Raw genomic sequence first — 20,350 nt, forward strand, 5'->3', positions numbered from 1 at the left:
CCTACCCAACCACCTGTTTTCCCAGCTCAACAACCCGTTTCCGCAGCTCAGCTACGTCTGGACCGGCTGAGAGGACGGAGCGGGAAACGCTCGGGAAAACCAGGTGGCCAACGTCGCCGGCGATAGCGGCGGCATCAGACATGGTTGCCCCTTGCGCCCCCACACCCGGCATGAGCACTGGGGCGTTCAAGTCGTTGAGAGCCGGAGGTTTGGCTACGGTCGCGCCGACGACCACACCGACGTGTCCGACGCCCTCATCCCGGTTGTACGCCGCACATTCGTCCACAATTCGCTGCGAGAGCATCCGACCCTCGATTTCACCGGTCTGCAACGCCACCGCCTCAGGGTTCGAGTTCGCTGCCATCACGAACACGCCCTTGCCATGCGTCTTGGCCGCCTCGATGGCAGGGGCAAGAGATCCCACTCCTAAGTAAGGCGTGAGCGTGAGCGCGTCCGCCTCCAAAGGCGATCCCGGCTCGAGCCAAGCGGCGGCATAACCGGCCATCGTGGATCCGATGTCGCCGCGCTTTGCGTCCGCGATGACCAAGGTGCCGCTCTCGCGTAGCGACGCCAAGGTCGATTCGAGCACCGCGAACCCCGCCGAGCCGAAGCGCTCGTAGAACGCCACCTGCGGCTTCACCACGGCAACGCGGCCTGCGAACGCATCCACGCAGATATCACTGAAGGACCGAAGGCCGTCGACAGTGTCGGCAAGCCCCCACTGCCCAAGGAGCGTGGCGTGAGGGTCGATGCCCACGCAGACCCGGCCGTATTTCTGACCTGCCTCGACGAGGCGCTCGCCGAACGTCCGTGCCGCCATTACTTGGCCGCCGTCCTTTCGTGGTCGAGCTCTTGCAAGCTGGTCACAGTAATTTCCTCGCCTCGCAGTGCTTCGATGCCCTGCACAGCAGCGGTCACGCCCTGCACCGTAGTCATAATGGGGACGCCGGCTACCACTGCCGCGGCGCGGATGTCGTAGCCGTCGTGACGCGCGCCAGCGGAACCCGCCGGGGTGTTGAGCACGAGGTCGATATCGCCCTCCGCGATCCGGTGAACCACGGATGTGCCTTCCGCGCCATTGCGGACGTCCGACGCCTTGAGCACCACCTCGCACTCGATGCCGTTGCGCCGCAACATCTGTGCCGTGCCCTCGGTGGCCAACACGGTGAAGCCCATTGTGGACAGGCGCTGGATCGGGAAAATCAGTGTGCGCTTGTCGCGGTTCGCCAGGGAAACGAAGACGGTACCGTCTATCGGCAGTTCACCGAACGCCGCAGCCTCTGCCTTGGCGTAGGCCACGCCGAAGGACGGCGCAAGGCCCATGACCTCGCCGGTGGATTTCATCTCAGGCCCGAGGATGGTGTCAAGGATGGAGCCGTCTGGGCGGCGGAATCGCGTGAAAGGCAGCACTGCTTCTTTCACAGCGATGGGGTGCTCGAGGGGCAGAGAGCCCCCATCGTACTCGGAAGGAATCAGCCCCTCGGCGCGCAACTGCGCGATTGTGTCGCCCATCATGATGCGCGAGGCAGCCTTGGCAAGGTGCACGCCGGTCGCCTTGGACACGAAGGGCACCGTGCGCGACGCTCGCGGGTTCGCCTCGATGACGTAGAGGATGTCGTCCTTGAGCGCGAACTGGACGTTCATCAAGCCCTTGACGCCGATGCCGTGCGCCAATGCCTCCGCAGATCGGCGCACCTTCGCAGTGTCGTCCGGCCCCAGCGTCATCGGTGGCAGTGCACACGCCGAGTCGCCAGAGTGGATGCCCGCTTCCTCAATATGCTCCATGACGCCGCCGAGGTAAACCTCCTCGCCGTCACACAACACATCCACGTCGATTTCAATGGCGGAATCGAGGAAGCGGTCCACCAGCACCGGATGGTCGGGCGACAGCTCGGTGGCGCGCTCGATGTAGTCCCGCAGGCTTGCCTCGTCATAGACGATCTCCATGCCCCGCCCCCCGAGCACGTACGAAGGGCGGACCAAAACGGGGTAACCAATGCCGTTTGCTACCGCACGCGCCTCGTCGAAGGAAGTGGCGGTGCCGTACGCCGGTGCGGGAAGCTGAGCGGCCTCAAGCACCTTGCCAAACTCGCCGCGGTCCTCCGCTAGGTCGATGGCCTCCGGAGTGGTGCCGACGACCGGGACGCCCGCGTCGGCGAGCTTTTGCGCGAGGCCCAACGGGGTCTGGCCACCGAGTTGCACAATGACGCCGGCGACGGTACCGGTGGCAGACTCCGCGCGGTAGATCTCCATAACGTCTTCGAACGTCAGCGGCTCGAAGTACAGGCGATCGGCGGTGTCGTAGTCCGTAGACACAGTCTCCGGGTTGCAGTTGACCATCACCGTCTCGTACCCCACACGCGAGAGTTCGAGTGCTGCGTGGACACAGGAGTAGTCGAACTCGATGCCCTGGCCGATCCGGTTCGGGCCGGAGCCCAAGATGATGACCTTTTCGCGAGCGTTCTCCCCATCAAAGCCGTCGCCTCCGCCGCGCACCTCGTTTTCCGCGTGCGGGTCGAGCTCGTATGCGGAGTACAGGTAGGGTGTTTGCGCCTCGAACTCGCCAGCGCACGTATCGACGGTCTTGAACACTGGATGCACGCCGAGGGACCAGCGCAGCGTCCGCACCCCGTCCTCACCGGCAAGCTCGGGCCGCAGTGCCGCGATCTGCGCATCGGACAGGCCGTACGCTTTCGCCTCGCGGAGTAGCTCAGCGTCGAGCACAGGGGCGTCGAGAAGCTCCTGGCGGAACTCCACGAGGGCTTCGAGCTCGGCGAGGAACCAGGGGTCGATCTGGCTTGCCTCGTACACCTGCTCAATGGACGCGCCGAGGCGCAGCGCGAGCTCCACGTCGTATAGCCGCTTATCGGTTGGCGTCTTGAGATCCTCGAGTACCGCAGCGACATCGCTTGCGCGTTCGCCCGCGAAGTACTCGTCCGGCTTCGTCCAGAAGCCGTTCGGCTTGTCTTCCATCGAGCGCATAACCTTGTTCAGACCCTGAATGTAGTTGCGCCCGATACCCATGGCCTCGCCCACAGCCTTCATGGAGGTGCCGAGCGTTTCGTCGGAGCCCGGGAACTTTTCAAACGTGAAGCGCGGCATCTTCACAATGACGTAGTCCAAGGTGGGCTCGAATGCAGCCGGGGTAACACCGGTGATGTCGTTCGTGATCTCGTCGAGGGTGTAGCCGATCGCGAGCTTGGACGCAATCTTTGCAATCGGGAAGCCTGTGGCCTTCGATGCGAGGGCAGACGAACGCGACACGCGCGGGTTCATCTCGATGGTGATAATACGGCCGTCGGTGGGGTTGACAGCGAACTGGATGTTGCAGCCGCCGGTGTCCACCCCGACCTCGCGGATGATGGCGATGCCCTGGTCACGCATGGTCTGATACTCGCGGTCCGTTAGCGTCAGTGCCGGGGCCACGGTAACCGAGTCGCCGGTGTGCACACCCAGCGCGTCCACATTCTCGATGGAGGCGATGACCACCACGTTGTCATCACCGTCGCGCATGAGCTCAAGTTCGAACTCCTTCCAACCTAGGATGGACTCCTCGATGAGCACGTTCGCTTCCGGGGACGCATCGAGGCCGTCGCCCGCGATGCGCTCGAGGTCATCCATAGAAAACGCGAGGCCGGAACCAAGCCCGCCCATGGTAAATGAGGGGCGCACCACGACCGGTAGACCGAGCTCCGAAACGGTCTCCCGGACCTCATCCATGTTGAAGCAGACGCGGGAGCGGGCCGACTCGCCGCCGATCTTAGCCACGATGTCCTTGAACTTTTGACGGTCCTCGCCGCGCTCAATGGCGTCAATGTTGGCGCCGATGAGCTCTACGCCATGCTTGGCCAAAATGCCCTGGCGGTCCAGCTGGATCGCGGCGTTGAGGGCGGTCTGGCCGCCAAGGGTAGCCAGGATTGCATCCACCGGGTGGCCCTGCTCCGCTTCGCGGGCGAGGATGCGGTCAATGTATTCGGGTTGAATCGGTTCAACGTAGGTGTGGTCCGCAAACTCGGGGTCAGTCATGATCGTCGCCGGGTTGGAGTTGATCAGCGTGACCCGAAGGCCCTCTTCCTTGAGCACGCGGCACGCCTGGGTGCCGGAGTAGTCGAACTCGCAGGCCTGCCCGATCACGATTGGGCCCGAGCCGATGACCAGGACGTGGTTGATGTCTGTGCGTTTCATATCTTGCCTTCCTGGTTGCTTACTGTGCCCGGTACTGCTGCATGATGTCGGTGAACTGGTCGAACAGGGGGTTAGCGTCGTGCGGACCCGCTGCCGACTCCGGGTGGTACTGCACGGAGTAGGCCATCCCGCTCTCCAACGCCACGCCCTCGACAACGCCGTCGTTGAGGCAGGTGTGGGTGAGCACTGCGGGGCCAAACTCCGTGTCGAACGTCCCACCGGGGCCGACGCCCTCGGGCGCCTGGAGGGCGAAACCGTGGTTTTGGCTGGTGATATCGATCCTGCCGGTCACGTGATTTTTCACCGGCACGTTCACGCCGCGGTGGCCAAACTTCATCTTGTAGGTCTCTAGCCCCAGCGCGCGGCCGAGGATCTGATTGCCGAAGCAGATGCCGAACAGCGGCACGCCCGCTTCGATCACTTGGCGGGTGATGTGCACCATCTCGTCGGCGGTAGCGGGATCGCCGGGGCCGTTGGAGATGAAGATGCCGTCGGGGTTGTACTGCGAAAGCTTCTCGTATGGGGTGTTGGCGGGCACCACGATGGTCTCAATTCCGCGTGAGGCAAACTGCTCTGGCGTAGCCATCTTGATGCCCATGTCGTAGGCCACCACGGTGAAGCGCTTCTCTCCGCGCGCGGCGATGGTGTAGGGCTCGCCGGTCGTGACCTCGCCCGAGAGGTCAGCGCCCGCCATCGAGTTCGGCTCGTGGAGCTGGGCACGCAGCGTATTGACGTCTTCCAGGGCCTCCTCACCTGTGAAGATACCGGCCGCGATCGAGCCGTTGTTACGAAGATGGCGGACGAGACTACGGGTGTCTACTCCGTAGATGCCGACGATGCCCTGGGCTCTCATCTCGTCGTCGAGGCTGCGCTCCGCCCGCCAGCTTGACACGCGGCGGGACAGGTCGCGGATGACATAGCCTGCGGCCCAGATCCTGTTGTCGTGGCTTTCACTGTCATCGTCGTTCCAGCCGGTGTTGCCAATGTGCGGGGCGGTGGCCACCACGATCTGGCGGTTGTAGGACGGGTCTGTCAGCGTTTCCTGGTATCCCGTCATGGCAGTGGTGAACACGGCCTCGCCGAGCGTGCGCCCGGGCGCACCAAAGGCGAACCCGGGGTATGACGTGCCGTCCGCCAAGACCAGAACTGCTGGAATTCGGTTGTTGCTCATTGGGAATCCTTCTCCGTGTAAGTGGTCTTGCCGCGTAGCCAGGTGCCAACCACGCGGGCAGTGAATTCGATGCCTTCGTATGGGGTGTTGGACGCCTTCGACGCCATTTCCTCACCGCGTGCGGTCCAGGACGAATCCGGATCCACAAGGACCAGGTTGGCCGGCTCCCCTGCTGCGATCGGTCGGCCCTGGTCCTCGAGGCGCAGGATCTCGGCCGGGCGCTCACTCATGACCTTGGCCACGAATCGCCAGTCGGCGAGACCGGTTTCCACGAAGATGCGGTGCACAACCGCCAGCGACGTTTCCAGGCCGAGCATGCCCGGCTTGGCGTGTTCGAACTCCACGCACTTGTCTTCAGAGCCGTGCGGGGCGTGGTCGGTGGCGACCACGTCGACCGTGCCGTCAAGAAGCGCCTGCTTGAGGGCTTCAGCGTCACGCGCCTCCCGCAACGGCGGATTGACGCGGAACAGCCCGTCGTAGGTAGCGAGCTTGTCGTCCGTAAGCATGAGGTGGTGCGGGGTGACCTCTGCGGTGACCTCGATACCCTGCGACTTCGCAAAGCGCAGCAGTTCCACGGTGCCCTCAGTGGAAGCGTGGCACAGGTGGTAACGCCCGCCGTAGTCGCGGGTCATGATGGCGTCGCGCGCGACGATCGATTCCTCAGCCACGCGCGGCCAGCCCCGCAGACCCAGACGCGCGGCCTGCTCGCCCTCGTGAGCCGAGGCGCTGCCCGTGAGCCGGTGGTCCTCAGCGTGTTGGGCCAGCACAACGTCGTGCGCCTTCGCGTATTCGATGGCGCGTCGCATCAACTGCGGGTCGTTGACGCACTTGCCGTCATCGGAGAACATCCGCACGCCGCTGCGGGCCATCAACCCAATCTCGGTGAGCTGCGCGCCTTCTAACCCCTGGGTGATGGAGCCGACCGGGTACACGTCGCATTTGCCGTACTCCTGGCCCTTCGACCACACTGCCTCGGCGAGAAACGGCTGGTCGATTACAGGGTTGGTGTTCGCCATCGTGAACACCGCGGTGAACCCGCCCTTCGCCGCGGCGTCGGAGCCGGTGGCGATGGTCTCGGTGTCTTCGCGACCCGGCTCGCGCAAGTGAACGTGCATGTCCACGAGCCCGGGGAGCAAGACGTTACCCTCGCCGTCGATCACTTCATCAGCGTCCGTGAAGGGGGTGTCACTGACCTCGGCGATGGTGCCGGAGGTGACGTCGATAAGAAGGTTCAGCACGTCCTCGCCATATGGGCGGACGTTGTTGAGTGCGAGCGTGGTCACTTGGTGGCTCCTTCCTCGGCGCCTGTGCGCTCGCCGGAACCGGCGAGCAGGGTAAACAGCACGGCCATGCGGGTGTACACGCCGTTGGATACCTGGCCCAGCACCACGGCGTTGTCGCGGTCGGCCACATCGAAATTGATCTCCATGCCACGCAGCATGGGGCCCGGGTGCATGATCAAAGAGGTATCTTTCATCCGGTTCGCGCGATCTTTGCTCAAGCCGTACAAGGTGGCGTACTCGCGGTGCGACGGGAAGAACCCTCCCTGCATGCGCTCGGCCTGTACCCGCAGCATCATGCAGACATCGGCATGCTCGACCTCCGCGTCAAAGTCGTAGGACACGCGTGCCGGCCAGTGCTCCACCCCGGTAGGCAGCAGCGTCGGCGGGGCCACCAGCACGACGTCGGCGCCGAGCGTGTGTAGCAGGTCGACGTTGGAGCGGGCCACCCGCGAGTGCAGGATGTCGCCGACGATGAGCACGGTCTTGCCTGCGACGTCACCGACGTGCTGGCGCATCGTCACCGCGTCCAGGAGAGCCTGAGTGGGGTGCTGATGCTGCCCGTCACCGGCGTTGATGATGCTGGTGCCCGGCAACCACTTCGTCAGCAGCTGCGAAGCACCCGAAGCCGGGTGCCGCATGATGATCGCGTCCGCGCCGATGGACGCCAAGGTAGAGGCCGTGTCCCTTAACGATTCACCCTTCTTCACTGACGAGCTCGAGGCGGAAATGTTGATCACGTCAGCGCTCATCCACTTCCCCGCCGTCTCGAACGACGAGCGGGTGCGGGTGGAGTTCTCGTAGAACAGCGTCATTACCGTGCGCCCGCGCAAGGTGGGCAGCTTCTTAATCTCCCGACCGTCGAGCGCCTCGCGGAACCGGTCCGCCTCGTCCATCAAACCGATGATCTCCTCGCGGGATAGATCCGCGATGTCAATGAGGTGTTTCACTTACGCCTCTCTTTCCAGCACCACTCGGTCTTCGGCGTCAAGCGGCGTCAGCCAGACGGTGACGTCTTCGTCCTTCGACGTCGGGATGTTTTTGCCCACGTAGTCTGCACGGATTGGCAGCTCGCGGTGGCCGCGGTCCACCAGCACGGCGAGCTGAATCACGCTGGGGCGCCCAATGTCGCGCAGCGAATCTAACGCCGCGCGAATGGTGCGGCCGGAATACAGCACGTCATCGACGAGGATGACCACTGCTCCATCAATGTCCCCCGGAATATTCGTGGGGCGCAGTGCTCGGTGCGGCCGGTTACGAAGGTCGTCGCGATACAGGGTGACGTCGAGGCTGCCAACGGGGATGGCCACCCCGGAAAACTCCTCCACCGCCGCAGCGATACGTTGCGCCAGCGGTACTCCCCCCGACGGGATGCCCAGCAGCATCACACGCGGCCCGGCGGCATCATCCAGCGCCGTCTTCTCAATGATCTGGTGCGCGATGCGTGCAACAGTTCGGCCGACGTCTTGAGCGTTCAACAACTCAACGGCCGACCGTTCATTTCCACTCATCGAACCTCCTTCCCCGCCTCGCAGTGCGGAATTTAAAGGATGTCGAGCACGGTTCCAGTTGCGGGAGCCGTGTGTAGTCTTATGACCGCAAGTGACAATAGCACCTGCGCACCAGAACCGTGAAGGATTTCACCGATGGGCATTCACGCCGCGTACACCCTCCCCTTCCCACGCGAAGACGTGTGGCGCTGGCACACGCGCCCGGGCGCAGTAACCCGGCTGACACCCGGCTTCCTGCCAATGCGGGTTGAGCGCGAAGCGGCGTCCATACGCAACGGCACTACCGTGTTCAGCCTCCCCGCCGGACAGAGATGGGTAGCGAAGCACTTGGACGACGGCTACGTCGCGGGACACAGATTCACCGACGTGGCAGCGAACCAGCCGCTGCGTGCGGCGACACAGTGGCGGCACGAGCACCGATTCGAGGACGCAGGTGAGACCACACTGCTTATCGACGACGTTTCCGCCACCATCCCCGAAGCCATCCTCCAACCGGCGTGGGCATACCGGCAGCGCCAGCTGCTCGAGGACCTGAGCTTCATCTCCTCCCTGCCCGCGGTCGAACCGAAAACCGTAGCAATGACCGGTTCGAGCGGGCTGGTGGGCACCCACCTGCGCGCCCAACTCACCACGGCGGGACACACCGTCGTCCCCCTCGTGCGTGGTGAAGCCGGCCCCGGTGAGCGCCACTGGGACATGGACGATCCTGCCCCGGATCTACTCAACGGCGTGGACGGGGTCATTCACCTCGCAGGTGAAAGCATCATGGGGCGCTTCACCGAGGAAAAGAAACGAAAGATCCGCGATTCCCGTGTGGAACCCACCAGGAAGCTCGCCCGTCTTGCTGCGGAGTCCGGGGTTGAGGTCTTCGTCGGCGCATCCGCAGTCGGGTACTACGGCACCAATGCGGGCAGCTTCCCGCACACTGAGGATGACCGCCCCGGTGAAGGTTTTCTTGCGGAAGTCTGCGACGCCTGGGAGGACGCAGCGAACGCGCAGGGCATCCGCACCGTAAACATCCGCACGGGCCTTGCCCTCTCCGGGGCCGGCGGACTGTTGCCCGTGCTCAAAGCCAGCGTGAATGCGGGGCTCACGGCGCAGTTCGGCTCCGGCGAGTTCTGGATGAGCTGGGTTGCGCTCGACGACCTGACCGATCTGTACACCCGGGCGCTACTGGACGAGACAGTTTCCGGGCCGGTGAACGCCACCGCGCCGGAACCCGTCACCAACGCCGAGATGTCGGCCGCACTCGCCGAACTGTTGCACCGCCCCAATGTGCTGGCGATTCCCACGTTCGGACCGAAGCTTCTCCTTGGCAGCGAAGGGGCGCACGAGTTGGCACTGGCGGATCAGCGGGCTGTACCCGCCGCGGCGGCGGCACGTGGCTGGGCATTCCGCTACCCCACAGTCGACGCGGCGCTGCGCCACGAGCTGGGCAAGGAGCAGCTGCTAGTCTCGCAGGCGTGACTACAGACCAAAACGAAGAGCCCGTCCAGCCGAGCGAGCACCCCGAACGCAATGTACCTGAGCAGGTCACCCCTGTGGCCGTCGCCGCGATTTTCGAAGAGGAAAAGCTCGAGTACAGAATCGAAGAACAGGCGGTTCGATCCGGCTTCGTCAACGCCGCGATCGTGGTCGCCATCGACGGCGACCACCTCGTATTTGAAGCGCTCTGGCGCGGCGAGTTCCCGCGCGAACTCGCGCCGAAGGTGCTCTACGCGTGCAATGAGCACAACCAGACGCACTTCGCGCCGACGCTGCGGTTCTTCGAGCGCGGCGATGACCAACTCGCCGTGAGCGCGATCCGCACGTTGCGCATCGCCGAAGGCGCATCTTTCAACCAGCTCGGAGCGTTCATCGCCAGCTCCATCGACGCCACCCTGCAGGCGTTCGACTTCTTGGCAGCCACATTCCCCACCGTCGTCACTTGGGAGGAACCGCAGCAATGAGCAACGCAACGCTTGTGACCATCGACCGTGTGATCGAGGCTATGTCCGGCCACGGGATCGAGGTGTCCGACGACCCATCCGGCCGCGCCGGCCACGCCAACGTCGACGGGTACAACCTCCTATTCGTGCTTCTGGATTCGGTTCTTATTGTGCGAGCCGACGCGGTCACCGACACCCCCGCGGACACGCCGGATGCGACGTTGTACCTTGCCGCTAACCAGGTCAATAGCTCGTACCTGGACGCCCGCGCCTTGGTGGTGAACCGCACCGAAAATATCGTCGTCCGCACCGAGGCCGAAATTCAGGTCGGCGCGGGTCTGTCGGAGGAACAGCTGTCCCACGCGCTCAAAGCCGGGGTCGATGGGGTGTTGGAAACCCAGGACGCTATGCGAGCGCTCGTCAGCGAGATCCAGCGCCAGGCCGAGGCCGCCGGCGTCTCCCCTGAGCAGGAGCCCAGCGCAGACCGTTAAGAGTTGGCCAGGCGCTCCAGCTCGACCTCAGCGTCGAAGTCGGCGGCCGGCCACCCGAGGTCGAGGGACTCCAGCGCGTCGTACAGCAAGGCCTTCACAACCGTGCGGCAGTAGGTCTTGTTGTCAGAGGGCACGCAATACCACGGCGCCACCTCAGTGGATGTCCGCGTCATGGCGATCTGGTACGCCGCCATGAACTGGCTCCACAATTTGCGGTCGTCGATGTCGGACGGGTTGTACTTCCAGTGCTTGTCCGGACGCTCGATCCTCTTCTTCAGGTTCTCCGCCTGGAAATCTCGGGAGATGTGCGGCATGACTTTGATGATCTTGGTGCCGTTTGCCGCCAGCTCGTTCTCGAAATCAACTATCGCACCGTACCGGCGCTCGATCTCCTCCGGCGGCGCCATCTGCTTCACACGCTGCACCAGCACATCTTCGTAGTGGGACCGGTCGAACACCGCGATCTGACCGGGCTTTGGCAGGTGCGGCGTGAAGCGCCACAAGAAGTCGTGCGCGGCCTCCTCCTCGGTCGGGCGCGCGAAGGCCTGCAGGTGCACCCCCTGCAGGTCCATTGTCGCGCCGATAACGTGACGGACAATGCCACCCTTGCCAGCCGTGTCCATACCCTGCAGCACCAGCAGAACAGAGCCCGCGTCGTCATTACCCGCGCGGCCGTTGGCGAACAGCTTCTCCTGCAGCTCCTCGAGGTCCTCGTCGTAGTCGTGGAACGCATCATCCACGTCCGATACGCCCGGGGTTGCTGCCGGATCCACATCCGCGATCTGAAAATCGGGCCCTACCTTGAGCTGCTTCGCTTCCTCAACGGTGAGTTTCGCCATGGTTCTTCCTTTCGTTGGTGTTCCGCCTAAAAGTCGAGCGAAGGAGGTCGAGTACGCGCCCATTACGCCGCATACTCGACCTCCTTCGCTCGACTTTCTACCGTGTCCTAGCCGGTCCTAGCCGGTCCCAGCCGGTCCTAGCCGCGAGATTCGTCCGCTGCTGGCTCTCCGGCCTCCAAGTCCTCGGTGGACTCAGCGATCTCGCGCGCTGTATCGGAACCCAAATCTTCAGCCTCGCTGGGCACGCTGGCGTCCTGCTCAGGTGCGTCAAACACGCCGACTGTGTCTGCGTCCTCATCCACGGCGTAGGCGTCCTCCGCTTCCTCGCCCGCAAACGGGGCGTTCGACGCCGCGTGTTGGGCGACGCCGTCGAGCACAACGTTGATGTACGGCGCGGCGTCAACACCCGAGTACTCAGCCGCCATCTCCACGCCCTCAGCAATAGAGACAGGGGCGTCCACCTCATCATTGAAGAGGATCTCCCACGCGGCCACCCGTAGGATCTGCCGGTCTACCGCTGGCAGTCGGAATAGCTCCCAGTCCTCGGAGAGGTGGCGCTCAATGGCGTCGTCCAAGTCATCGAGCTTCTCCGCGGCCCCGGCGACGATTGTTCGGGTGTAGTCCGCCACGGGGGCGACGGCGTTGGCCGGGTCCAGGGATAGTTGCGCCCGGTCTTCCACGATGGCGACTGGATCGACGTCCCTGGTCTCAGCCTCGAAGAGGATGTCTACTGCTCGGCGGCGAGCACGATAGCGTGCGCCGTGTCGCTTGTAATCGGGCATTAGTTGTTCACGCGGGAGAGGTACTCGCCGGTGCGGGTGTCTACCTTGACCACGTTTCCGGTCTCCAGGAACAGCGGGACCTGGATCTCCGCGCCAGTCTCCAGCGTTGCCGGCTTGGTGCCGCCAGTGGAGCGGTCACCCTGCAGACCCGGCTCGGTGTGCTCGATCTTCAGGTCGACGGAGATGGGCAGCTCCGCGAACAGCGCCTCGCCATCGTGGAAAGAGACCTGCACACGCATGTTCTCCAGCAGGAAACGTGCGGAGTCACCGAACTTGTCTGCCGGCAGTTCGTACTGCTCGAAGGTCTTGTCGTCCATGACAACGTAGTTAGTGCCGTCGTTGTAGAGGTACGTCATATCGCGGCGGTCCACCGTCGCGGTCTCCACCTTCACACCAGCGTTAAAGGTCTTATCCACGGTCTTGCCGGAGACGACATCCTTCAGCTTCGTGCGCACAAAGGCCGGACCCTTACCGGGCTTGACGTGCTGGAACTCAATGATCTGCTGCAGCTTGCCTTCGTTCTTCAGCACCAGGCCGTTCTTGAAATCGGCGGTAGTTGCCATGTGAGTACCTTCCTCCTGGGAGTATCGGGGCGTGTGCAAACACAACAATGTTACAGCACCGTCAAATCCTTGGGGTACTCCGTGATCACCTCCGGTGCTGCCGCGGTGATGATGAGCGTGTCCTCGATACGCACGCCAGCCTTGCCTGGGATGTAGATCCCGGGCTCGATGGTCAGGGTCATCCCCTCTGCCAGCACACCCGTGCCGGTTCGCGCCGCGCTCGGCGCTTCGTGCACATCGAGTCCTACGCCATGGCCCGTGGAGTGGACAAAGTACTCACCGTAGTCAGCCTCGGCGATCACATCGCGGCAGGCCTTATCCACGTGCGCAAGCTCCGCGCCAGGAACCGCGGCCTTCACGCCTGCGAGTTGGGCTGCGAGAACCACCTCGTAGATCTCGCGTTCGAGTGCACCGATCTCGCCAATGGCAAACGTGCGGGTCATATCGGAGTTGAAACCGAGCCGGTGCATACCAAAGTCGATGGTGACCAAGTCCCCTTCCGCGATAGTGCGGTCGCCGGCGCCATGGTGCGGCTTCGCCGAATTTGGCCCGGATGCGACGATGGTGTCGAAGCTGACGCGCTCGGCCCCCAAAACGCGCATGCGGTACTCCAAGTCCGCGGCCACTTCACGCTCGGTGCGGCCGGCTCGCAGCTCCTCTGCGCTCAACAGCTCGTCTAACGCCTGCACCGTTAACTTGGCTGCCTCACGCAGCCGCGTCAGTTCAACCTCGTCCTTGACCAACCGGATGTCCTCTAACACCCCGCTCACCGGCACCAAGGTCACCCCGTCTGGGCAGGCTTCACGCAATTTGTCCAGCTGGGCAACAGAGACGTAGTCCGCTTCGAAGCCCACGCGGTGGCCGTCAGCTGCCTTAGAAAGCATGGCCACCCCCACGTTGCGCTCGATAACCGCCTTGATGTCGGGCACCTCTTCGGCGATCTGCGTGGTGTAGCGCCCATCCGTGGCGATCGCGGCCGTGCGGTCCTTGGACACCAGCATCGCGCCGTTCGAGCCGGAGAAGCCAGACAGGTAGCGCACATGGGTGAGGTGGGTGACCAGCATGTCGTCGATACGCCGCTCAGCGAGCATCGTGGAAAGTTTGCGCCGGCGGTTTTCAAAGCGGGTGTCTGCCAGTGCCATCATTGCCTCCTTGCGTAGTGGTCGAGTGCGAGCCGGTAGCCGTCCACCCCCAACCCGGCGATCACGCCGACTGCGATAGGGGAAAGGTACGAGTGCGCGCGGAATGGCTCGCGCGCATGCACGTTGGAAATGTGCACCTCGATGAACCCGTGGTGGTCATCCAGTTCTACCAGCGCGTCGCGCAACGCAACGGAGGTGTGCGTAAAACCACCGGGGTTGATGATGACGGCCCACGCGTTGTCGGCGGCTTCATGGACCCAATCGATCAGCTCACCTTCGTGATTGGACTGGCGGCATTCCACCTCGAGGCCGACGTGCGCGCCGTACTCGAGCAGTCGCTTTTCGACGTCCGCAAGCGTCACCGCACCGTAGATTTCCGGCTGCCGCTTCCCCAATCTGTTCAGATTCGGGCCATTGAGGACCAAAACTTTCATCGCTACTCCGAAATCGCTTCGTAGGCGGCCCGCATCTCGTCCACCGTCGCGTCTTCGAGGCGGGTGCAGGACCCTACGCCGTCGAGCACGACGAACCGAATGCGCCCGTCGCGGTTCTTCTTATCCAGCAGCATGGCGTCGTAGAGCTCGTCGAAAGCTCCGGCCTCGTAGCGCGTGGGCAGACCGGCACCGGTGAGGATCTCCTCGTGGAGGGCGACCACCTGCTCGTCGATAAGCCCTCGGCGCTGAGCAAGGTGAGCGACGAACATCATTCCAACCGCAACGGCGTTGCCGTGGCGCCAGGTGTAGTTCTCCCGCCTCTCGATTGCATGGCCAAGCGTGTGCCCGTAGTTCAAGATCTCGCGCAGGCCGGACTCTTTCAGGTCTTGCCCCACGACGTTTGCTTTCACCGCCACCGACCGCTCGACAAGCTCAGGCCAGTGGTTTTGGGCGCCGTCTTGGTACAGCTCCAAAATGCGCGGGTCGGCAATAAAACCAGTTTTGATGAGCTCGGCCGAACCGGACACCACCTCCGCCTGCGGCAGCGTGTCGATGCGGCCGAGGTCGATGAAAACACTGTCTGGCTCGTGGAATGCGCCGACGAGATTTTTGCCGCAGGACGTGTTGATGCCGGTCTTGCCGCCGACGGCCGCATCCACCATGGCCAAAAGTGTGGTGGGCACCTGGATCACCTTGATGCCGCGCATCCAGGTGGCGGCGGCGAAACCGGCGAGGTCGGTCACCGCGCCGCCCCCGAGCCCCACCACGACGTCTTGCCGGGAAAACCCATGCTCGCCCAAGGTATCCCAGAGGCTAGAAAGGACGGCTAGGTCTTTGCCGGCTTCTGCGTCAGGAACGCAGACGGCAACAGGCTGGACACCCGCAGCTTCAATTCGCTCTGCGAGCCCCTCAGCTACGTGCTGCAGGGGTGACTGGTGCACGATTAGCGCACGCCTGGCCCCGATTTGGGCGACGCGCTGCGCGACGTCCGCGAGATTGTTGTGTGCGATGTGGATGGAGTACGGGCTCGCCCCGGTTACCTCGACAACAGCCATGTGACTAGCCCTTCAGCTCTAATCCGCCTCGATAAACCCGAGGATCTCTGCGACCACACGTTGCGGGGGCCGCTCGTCCGTTCGCACGCGGAACGTCGCCACCTCGCGGTAGTACGGTTCTCGTTCGGCAGCGAGATCCCTGTAGCGCTGCTCGCGGTCTTCGCCCTCAAGGACCGGGCGGGAGTTATCTTCTGCTGTGCGGCGGATCCCCTCTTCGGGGCTCACATCAATCCACACCACGGTGTGGCGCTGCAACAGTGTGCGCACCTTTTCAGTCACAACTGCGCCTCCACCGAGGCTCACTACTCCCCCTGTCGCCAGCGCGCGAGCGACGTAGCCGACTTCGAGCCGGCGGAAAGCGTCCTCTCCCAGCTCGGAGTACACTTCGCCGCACGCCTTTGCCTCGCCCTGCTCAATGAGCACGTCAGAATCGACGATGGGCAGATTGAGAGCGCTCGCAATGCGACGCCCAATCGTGGATTTGCCGGAACCCGGCAACCCCACCAACACCACGCGGGGTGCGGAGTTGACCATCGCCGGCGCCGCCTGCACCAGCTCAGTCGCACTCGGCGCATCATTCTCATCGAATGGGGTCGGATGCTCATCCCCTTGTGCGTCCCCTCGTGCGCGAGGGGCATCCGGTCCCAGATCATCCACCAGGTCGTTCACGATGCCTGCTGGGGAACCCTCAGGCTGGGTGGTCATTATTGTTCCTCCTCTCGCCCGAATGCGAGCCGTTCGACGGTGTACGCGCGGTAGGCATCGACATTGCGACGGACTTCCTCAACGGTGTCGCCGCCGAACTTCTCCGAAACAGCCTGCGCCAACACCAAAGCCACCATCGCTTCGGCCACCACGCCGCCCGCAGGGACCGCGCACACGTCCGACCGTTGGTGGATGCCTGTGGCAGCTTCACCGGTGGCCATGTCCACCGTCTTCAGTGCGCGAGGCACCGTGGAGATGGGCTTCATGGCGGCTCGCACCCGCAGCTGCTCTCCGTTTGTCATGCCGCCTTCCAGCCCACCGGCGCGGTTCGTGGAACGCTCGATCCCGTCTGCTCCCAGCACCATCTCGTCGTGAGCCTGGGACCCGCGACGGCGTGCTTCGTCGAACCCGTCTCCAACCTCCACGCCCTTCACCGACTGAATGCTCATGAGCGCGCTTGCAAGGCGGGCATCGAGGCGCCGTTCCCCCGACACGTGCGAGCCCAAGCCTATCGGCAGGCTGTCGACGATGACCTCCACGATGCCACCGAGGGTGTCGCCGTCTTTCTTCGCCGCTTCAATGCAGGCGATCATGTCTGCTTCCGCCTCTTTACCGTACGCGCGGACCGGGGATGCGTCGATAGCCTCAATGTCCGCAAAGCTCGGACGAGGCCCAGCGTAGGGGGCAGATTCGCCGATGGAGATCACGTGCGAGAACACTTCGACGCCGAGCGTCTCGCGCAAGAAGCTCCGCGCAACGGTAGCGGCTGCAACTCGCGCAGCAGTCTCGCGTGCCGACGATCGTTCCAACACCGGGCGGGCGGAATCGAACCCATACTTGATCATCCCGGCGAAATCGGCGTGCCCTGGGCGGGGACGGGTCAACGACGCCCCCCGGCCGGAGGACATGGCTTTCGCAACTTCCTGGTCATCCAAGTCGACTGGCTCAGCGGACATGATGGTCGTCCATTTCGGCCATTCGGTATTGCCGATCTCGATGGCAATCGGACTGCCGATGGATTTCCCGTGCACAACACCGGTGAGGAGGGTCAGCTCGTCCGCCTCGAACTTCATACGTGCGCCGCGACCATAGCCGAGTCGGCGACGTGCTAACTGGTGCGCGAGCTCTTCCTTGCGCACCGGGAGACCTGCCGGGGCGTTCTCAACCATCGCGATGAGGGCCTGGCCGTGCGATTCACCGGCCGTTGTCCAACGAAGCATGGCGTTATTCTTACACAAGCCCCATCCACATCAGTGCTCAAACCCCGGAATAGATACACAACGGCAGGGTCACCGTCCACGCGGCGCAGATCATCGACGGCCCGTGTGGCACCGTCCGTTCGCCTGTCAGCCTAGAGAGCACCACAGTATTTAGCCCGGCGAGCCCGAGTGCACCGATCACGCCGAGCGGGCCAGCCACGGACGCGCAAACAACGCCGAGTGAGACCGCGAGCTTGACATCTCCCCCGCCAATCCCATTGCCCGCCAGCAGGTAGAACGCCGGCCACGCTAGCCCCCAGCCCAGCTCCGGCCACCAGCCACACGCCGCCAGCGCTACGGCTGCCGGCGGCAAGGTCAGTGGATCCGGCAGCCGGCGGACGCGAACATCATTTGCGCTCAGCACGAAAGACCACGCCCCGAATCCGGCTATCAGCAGCAGCCTGGAAAATCCCCCGATCCCCATGCGGCCGAGGCTAGCGGGATTGCTCCCAATGGCGCAACAGTGCGTGGCGCATAGCGTCGCGGGGCGCTTCGATCCCCGTGAACTGCTCGAACTGGGCATACGACTGCCCCGCCAGCATAGAGAGGCCGCCGACCACCGGGTAGCCGTTTGATGCAGCACAGGTAGCGAGGGGGGTAGGCCAGGGACTGTAGATCACGTCGAAGACTGGGGCGTGGCCTAGATACGCCGCCTGCCCCTGGAGTGCATCTGCAGGAACGGTGGACACCACAACATCCGCCTGCATGGTCGTTTCTTGCAGATCAGTGTCGAACGAGCGGAATGCAACGTCGATACCTTCTGTAAGCTCGTCGAATTCAGCAGAGCGATCGGATCGATTGATCACTGTGAGCCGCTCGCAACCTGCTTCCCGCAACGCCCACACCACCGCTCGCGCGGTGCCACCTGCGCCGACAAGCACAGCATTCCGCACTGGCGTGGATCCCAGAAGCTCACGGAGCGCGACCAGCGCACCCTCGCAATCAGTGTTGTCGGCCCGCCAGCCGCCGTCGATTCGCGTCAGCGTGTTCGCCGAACCGATTTGCCGGGCGCGGCCCGTTACCTCGTCCGCGAAATCGAGAGCGGCGAACTTGCACGGCATAGTGACGGAGAAGCCGCGAAACGACGGGTCCGCTCCCCCAACCACGCTGGGAAGCTCCTCAACCTCGCAGCGGATGCGTGTGTACTCCCACCCTTCCAGGCCAGTTGCAACGTACCCGGCGTTATGGAGCACCGGGGACAGTGAGTGCTCAATTGGTGAGCCGAGGACAGCCGCGCGGTTGAATACACCCATAGTTATCGCTGGGAGTCCAAAACACCGGAGTCAACAGCACGCTGGGTGTCGTCGAGGTGCTGTTCAAACGTGTCGTTGAAGATGGTGGTGCCATCCTTGTCCACCGTGACAAAGAACAGCCAGTTGCCCTCCGCAGGGTTTTCCATCGCCTCGATCGCCTCAATGGACGGGGAGGCGATCGGCGTCTGGGGCAAACCGTCCATCGCGTAGGTGTTCCACGGCGTCACCCGGGCGCGGTCCTCGTCGGTAGTGGCCACCTCCACAGTCGGCAGTCCGTAGTTCACCGTGGAGTCGAATTCCAGGCGCATCGGCTCCTTCAGGCGGTTGAGGATTACCCGGGCCACCTTGTCGAACTCGCCGGCAGGAGCCTCACGCTCCACCAGGGAGGCGGCAGTGAGCAGCTCGTACGGTGTGAGCCCCACGTTCTTGGCGCGGCCGACAATGTCCGTCGAATCGTATTGCTTCGTCGACCGGGTGATCAGATCCGTGAGGATGTCCTCGGCGCCCGCGTGCGGGTCAATGATGTATTCGCCGGGGGCGATCAGACCCTCCAAACGTTTTGCGTCACCCGCGCGGCCCGCCACCGTCTCGCGCGCCCACTCCGGAACACCCAACGCCACCGGGTCCGCGTTCGCCGCTACCTTGTTGAGGTCTTCCAATTTCACGCAGTCAGCGGCGGGCTTGTCACCGCAGGCGGCCTGCTGGATCATCGATAAAATGCCCAAGCGGGTCTGACCGCCAAGAATGTTGATGTCCATTAGGGTGGCCCCGCCATAGACCTGCAGCGGGGTGACACGCTGCTGCGGATCCAGTAGGGCATCTACCGCGGAGGCAGCGCTCATTTCCCCCTGCAGGCGATAAAATCCCGGCTGAATGTTGTCCGCGTTCGGGTTGTTCGCAGCAGCCGTCAAAAACGCGTTCCCCGAGGCGACGATGCCACGGTCCTCCAGTTCCGGGGCAAGAGCCGACAGGTTTGACCCTTCTTTGATCTGGACAACCTGTTCCTCACCGTTTCCAGCCCCGTCGAAGTCGGACTCGGAACCACCGCGGGCAATGGCGATCCAAGCGATGAGGCCGATAATCAGCAGGAGCGACGCGACCAGCACCGCGGTGTTTCGAGTGCGCCGCATGGCGGCTTGGCGTGGGGACACGGTTAATTCTCCTTGAGGTAGTTCTTGCGGCCGTCCAGCCAGCTTTGCAAAATCTCCACCGCAGCGGCCTGATCGATCACGGCGCGTGCGTCCTTCTCCCGCACACCTGAGGCGCGCAGGGCGTGGGTGGCAGCAACCGTTGTCAGCCGCTCGTCCGCCATCTTTACCGGCACATCGCTGCGCCGCTTGATGCGGAAGGCGATCTCCTTGGCATGCTTAACGCTCTTGGAACCGTCGCCGTTCAGGTTCGACGGTAGCCCGACAACGACTTCCACTGCCTCGTACTCGTCGATGAGCTCGAGGAGGCGCTCGATGTCTTCGCCATCGCGGTCTTTGAACCCGGTGACTCGGCGCACTGTCTCAACCGGTGTAGCCAACGTTGCGTCTTTATCGGATGCCGCCACACCGATGCGAACTGTGCCGACATCGATACCGAGACGGCGGCCCAAACCCGGGTCGTTGAGACCCGGGGTGTCTGGCTGCACTTTCATCCGTGCTCCTTTTCCGCCTTCGGTGTGTGACGCGTCTTGCGACTGACTTGGCTGGCCTTGGTTAAACCTAACTGTTTGCTGTAAGGCCAGCCGGTCGGCCCCTCGGCGTG

The 20,350-nt window shown here is 63.6% G+C and carries 21 protein-coding genes; 3 read left to right on the forward strand and 18 right to left on the reverse strand.

The features are described from left to right. Position 1 precedes the first annotated feature (1 nt). From pyrF to pyrR, 6 genes are read right to left on the reverse strand one after another with little or no spacing between them, the layout of a single operon-like run. The gene (gene pyrF / locus HMA55_RS03700; protein WP_181191729.1) at positions 2 to 820 is read right to left on the reverse strand and encodes an orotidine-5'-phosphate decarboxylase; all 819 of its coding nucleotides are present in this window, start codon (positions 818 to 820) and stop codon (positions 2 to 4) included. Further along, positions 820 to 4,185, reverse strand: a complete 3,366-nt coding sequence (carB, locus tag HMA55_RS03705; RefSeq protein WP_181191730.1) for a carbamoyl-phosphate synthase large subunit — start codon at positions 4,183 to 4,185, stop codon at positions 820 to 822. Before carB ends, pyrF begins: the two co-directional genes overlap by 1 nt. 19 nt (positions 4,186 to 4,204) lie before the next feature. Beyond that, positions 4,205 to 5,356, reverse strand: coding sequence for a glutamine-hydrolyzing carbamoyl-phosphate synthase small subunit (gene carA / locus HMA55_RS03710; RefSeq protein ID WP_181191731.1), 1,152 nt, complete (start codon positions 5,354 to 5,356; stop codon positions 4,205 to 4,207). Continuing rightward, the gene (locus HMA55_RS03715; protein ID WP_181191732.1) at positions 5,353 to 6,639 is read right to left on the reverse strand and encodes a dihydroorotase; all 1,287 of its coding nucleotides are present in this window, start codon (positions 6,637 to 6,639) and stop codon (positions 5,353 to 5,355) included. The genes carA and HMA55_RS03715 overlap by 4 nt, the downstream gene beginning before the upstream one ends. Further along, positions 6,636 to 7,586, reverse strand: coding sequence for an aspartate carbamoyltransferase catalytic subunit (locus HMA55_RS03720; protein WP_181191733.1), 951 nt, complete (start codon positions 7,584 to 7,586; stop codon positions 6,636 to 6,638). Before HMA55_RS03720 ends, HMA55_RS03715 begins: the two co-directional genes overlap by 4 nt. Next, a complete protein-coding gene (pyrR, locus tag HMA55_RS03725; RefSeq protein ID WP_181191734.1) occupies positions 7,587 to 8,147 on the reverse strand; it encodes a bifunctional pyr operon transcriptional regulator/uracil phosphoribosyltransferase PyrR in 561 nt (186 codons plus the stop codon). 135 nt (positions 8,148 to 8,282) lie between these two features. Here pyrR and HMA55_RS03730 point away from each other — a divergent pair, with 135 nt between their 5' ends. Genes HMA55_RS03730 through HMA55_RS03740 form a run of 3 tightly spaced genes read left to right on the forward strand, consistent with a single transcriptional unit; the run spans position 8,283 to position 10,566 of the window. After that, positions 8,283 to 9,614, forward strand: coding sequence for a TIGR01777 family oxidoreductase (locus HMA55_RS03730; protein ID WP_181191735.1), 1,332 nt, complete (start codon positions 8,283 to 8,285; stop codon positions 9,612 to 9,614). Beyond that, complete coding sequence (locus HMA55_RS03735) at positions 9,611 to 10,096, forward strand: YbjN domain-containing protein (RefSeq protein ID WP_181191736.1); 486 nt, start codon at positions 9,611 to 9,613, stop codon at positions 10,094 to 10,096. Before HMA55_RS03730 ends, HMA55_RS03735 begins: the two co-directional genes overlap by 4 nt. Then, a complete protein-coding gene (locus HMA55_RS03740; RefSeq protein ID WP_181191737.1) occupies positions 10,093 to 10,566 on the forward strand; it encodes a YbjN domain-containing protein in 474 nt (157 codons plus the stop codon). The genes HMA55_RS03735 and HMA55_RS03740 overlap by 4 nt, the downstream gene beginning before the upstream one ends. Here HMA55_RS03740 and HMA55_RS03745 read toward each other — a convergent pair. The 12 genes from HMA55_RS03745 to ruvX form a co-directional block, all read right to left on the reverse strand. After that, positions 10,563 to 11,405 (reverse strand): PPK2 family polyphosphate kinase, encoded by an 843-nt coding sequence (locus tag HMA55_RS03745; protein WP_181191738.1) that lies wholly within the window; start codon positions 11,403 to 11,405, stop codon positions 10,563 to 10,565. The two genes, HMA55_RS03740 and HMA55_RS03745, sit on opposite strands and share 4 nt — an antisense overlap. Positions 11,406 to 11,542: 137 nt before the next feature. Beyond that, positions 11,543 to 12,187 (reverse strand): transcription antitermination factor NusB, encoded by a 645-nt coding sequence (gene nusB / locus HMA55_RS03750; protein WP_181191739.1) that lies wholly within the window; start codon positions 12,185 to 12,187, stop codon positions 11,543 to 11,545. After that, positions 12,187 to 12,750, reverse strand: coding sequence for an elongation factor P (gene efp, locus HMA55_RS03755; RefSeq protein WP_181191740.1), 564 nt, complete (start codon positions 12,748 to 12,750; stop codon positions 12,187 to 12,189). Before efp ends, nusB begins: the two co-directional genes overlap by 1 nt. Positions 12,751 to 12,800: 50 nt before the next feature. Beyond that, on the reverse strand, positions 12,801 to 13,892 hold the full coding sequence (locus tag HMA55_RS03760) for a M24 family metallopeptidase (RefSeq protein WP_181191741.1): 1,092 nt from the start codon (positions 13,890 to 13,892) through the stop codon (positions 12,801 to 12,803). Beyond that, positions 13,892 to 14,326: a type II 3-dehydroquinate dehydratase gene (aroQ, locus tag HMA55_RS03765; RefSeq protein ID WP_181191742.1), complete on the reverse strand. Its 435-nt coding sequence runs from the start codon at positions 14,324 to 14,326 to the stop codon at positions 13,892 to 13,894. Before aroQ ends, HMA55_RS03760 begins: the two co-directional genes overlap by 1 nt. A 2-nt stretch (positions 14,327 to 14,328) precedes the next feature. Beyond that, positions 14,329 to 15,381, reverse strand: coding sequence for a 3-dehydroquinate synthase (aroB, locus tag HMA55_RS03770; protein ID WP_181191743.1), 1,053 nt, complete (start codon positions 15,379 to 15,381; stop codon positions 14,329 to 14,331). A gap of 18 nt (positions 15,382 to 15,399) precedes the next feature. Then, the gene (locus tag HMA55_RS03775) at positions 15,400 to 15,915 is read right to left on the reverse strand and encodes a shikimate kinase (protein WP_181192040.1); all 516 of its coding nucleotides are present in this window, start codon (positions 15,913 to 15,915) and stop codon (positions 15,400 to 15,402) included. 170 nt (positions 15,916 to 16,085) lie between these two features. Beyond that, entirely contained in the window at positions 16,086 to 17,306 is a 1,221-nt protein-coding gene (gene aroC, locus HMA55_RS03780) for a chorismate synthase (RefSeq protein ID WP_181191744.1), read from the reverse strand. Between the two features lie 37 nt (positions 17,307 to 17,343). Further along, positions 17,344 to 17,769 (reverse strand): prepilin peptidase, encoded by a 426-nt coding sequence (locus HMA55_RS03785; RefSeq protein WP_181191745.1) that lies wholly within the window; start codon positions 17,767 to 17,769, stop codon positions 17,344 to 17,346. Between the two features lie 10 nt (positions 17,770 to 17,779). After that, a complete protein-coding gene (locus tag HMA55_RS03790) occupies positions 17,780 to 18,598 on the reverse strand; it encodes a shikimate dehydrogenase (RefSeq protein ID WP_181191746.1) in 819 nt (272 codons plus the stop codon). Between the two features lie 2 nt (positions 18,599 to 18,600). Continuing rightward, positions 18,601 to 19,728, reverse strand: coding sequence for an endolytic transglycosylase MltG (gene mltG / locus HMA55_RS03795; RefSeq protein WP_181192041.1), 1,128 nt, complete (start codon positions 19,726 to 19,728; stop codon positions 18,601 to 18,603). 23 nt (positions 19,729 to 19,751) lie between these two features. Further along, the gene (gene ruvX / locus HMA55_RS03800) at positions 19,752 to 20,240 is read right to left on the reverse strand and encodes a Holliday junction resolvase RuvX (RefSeq protein WP_181191747.1); all 489 of its coding nucleotides are present in this window, start codon (positions 20,238 to 20,240) and stop codon (positions 19,752 to 19,754) included. Between the last annotated feature and the right edge of the window lie 110 nt (positions 20,241 to 20,350).

The sequence above is a fragment of the Corynebacterium wankanglinii genome (assembly GCF_013601005.1).
GTDB classification, from domain to species: Bacteria; Actinomycetota; Actinomycetes; order Mycobacteriales; family Mycobacteriaceae; genus Corynebacterium; species Corynebacterium wankanglinii.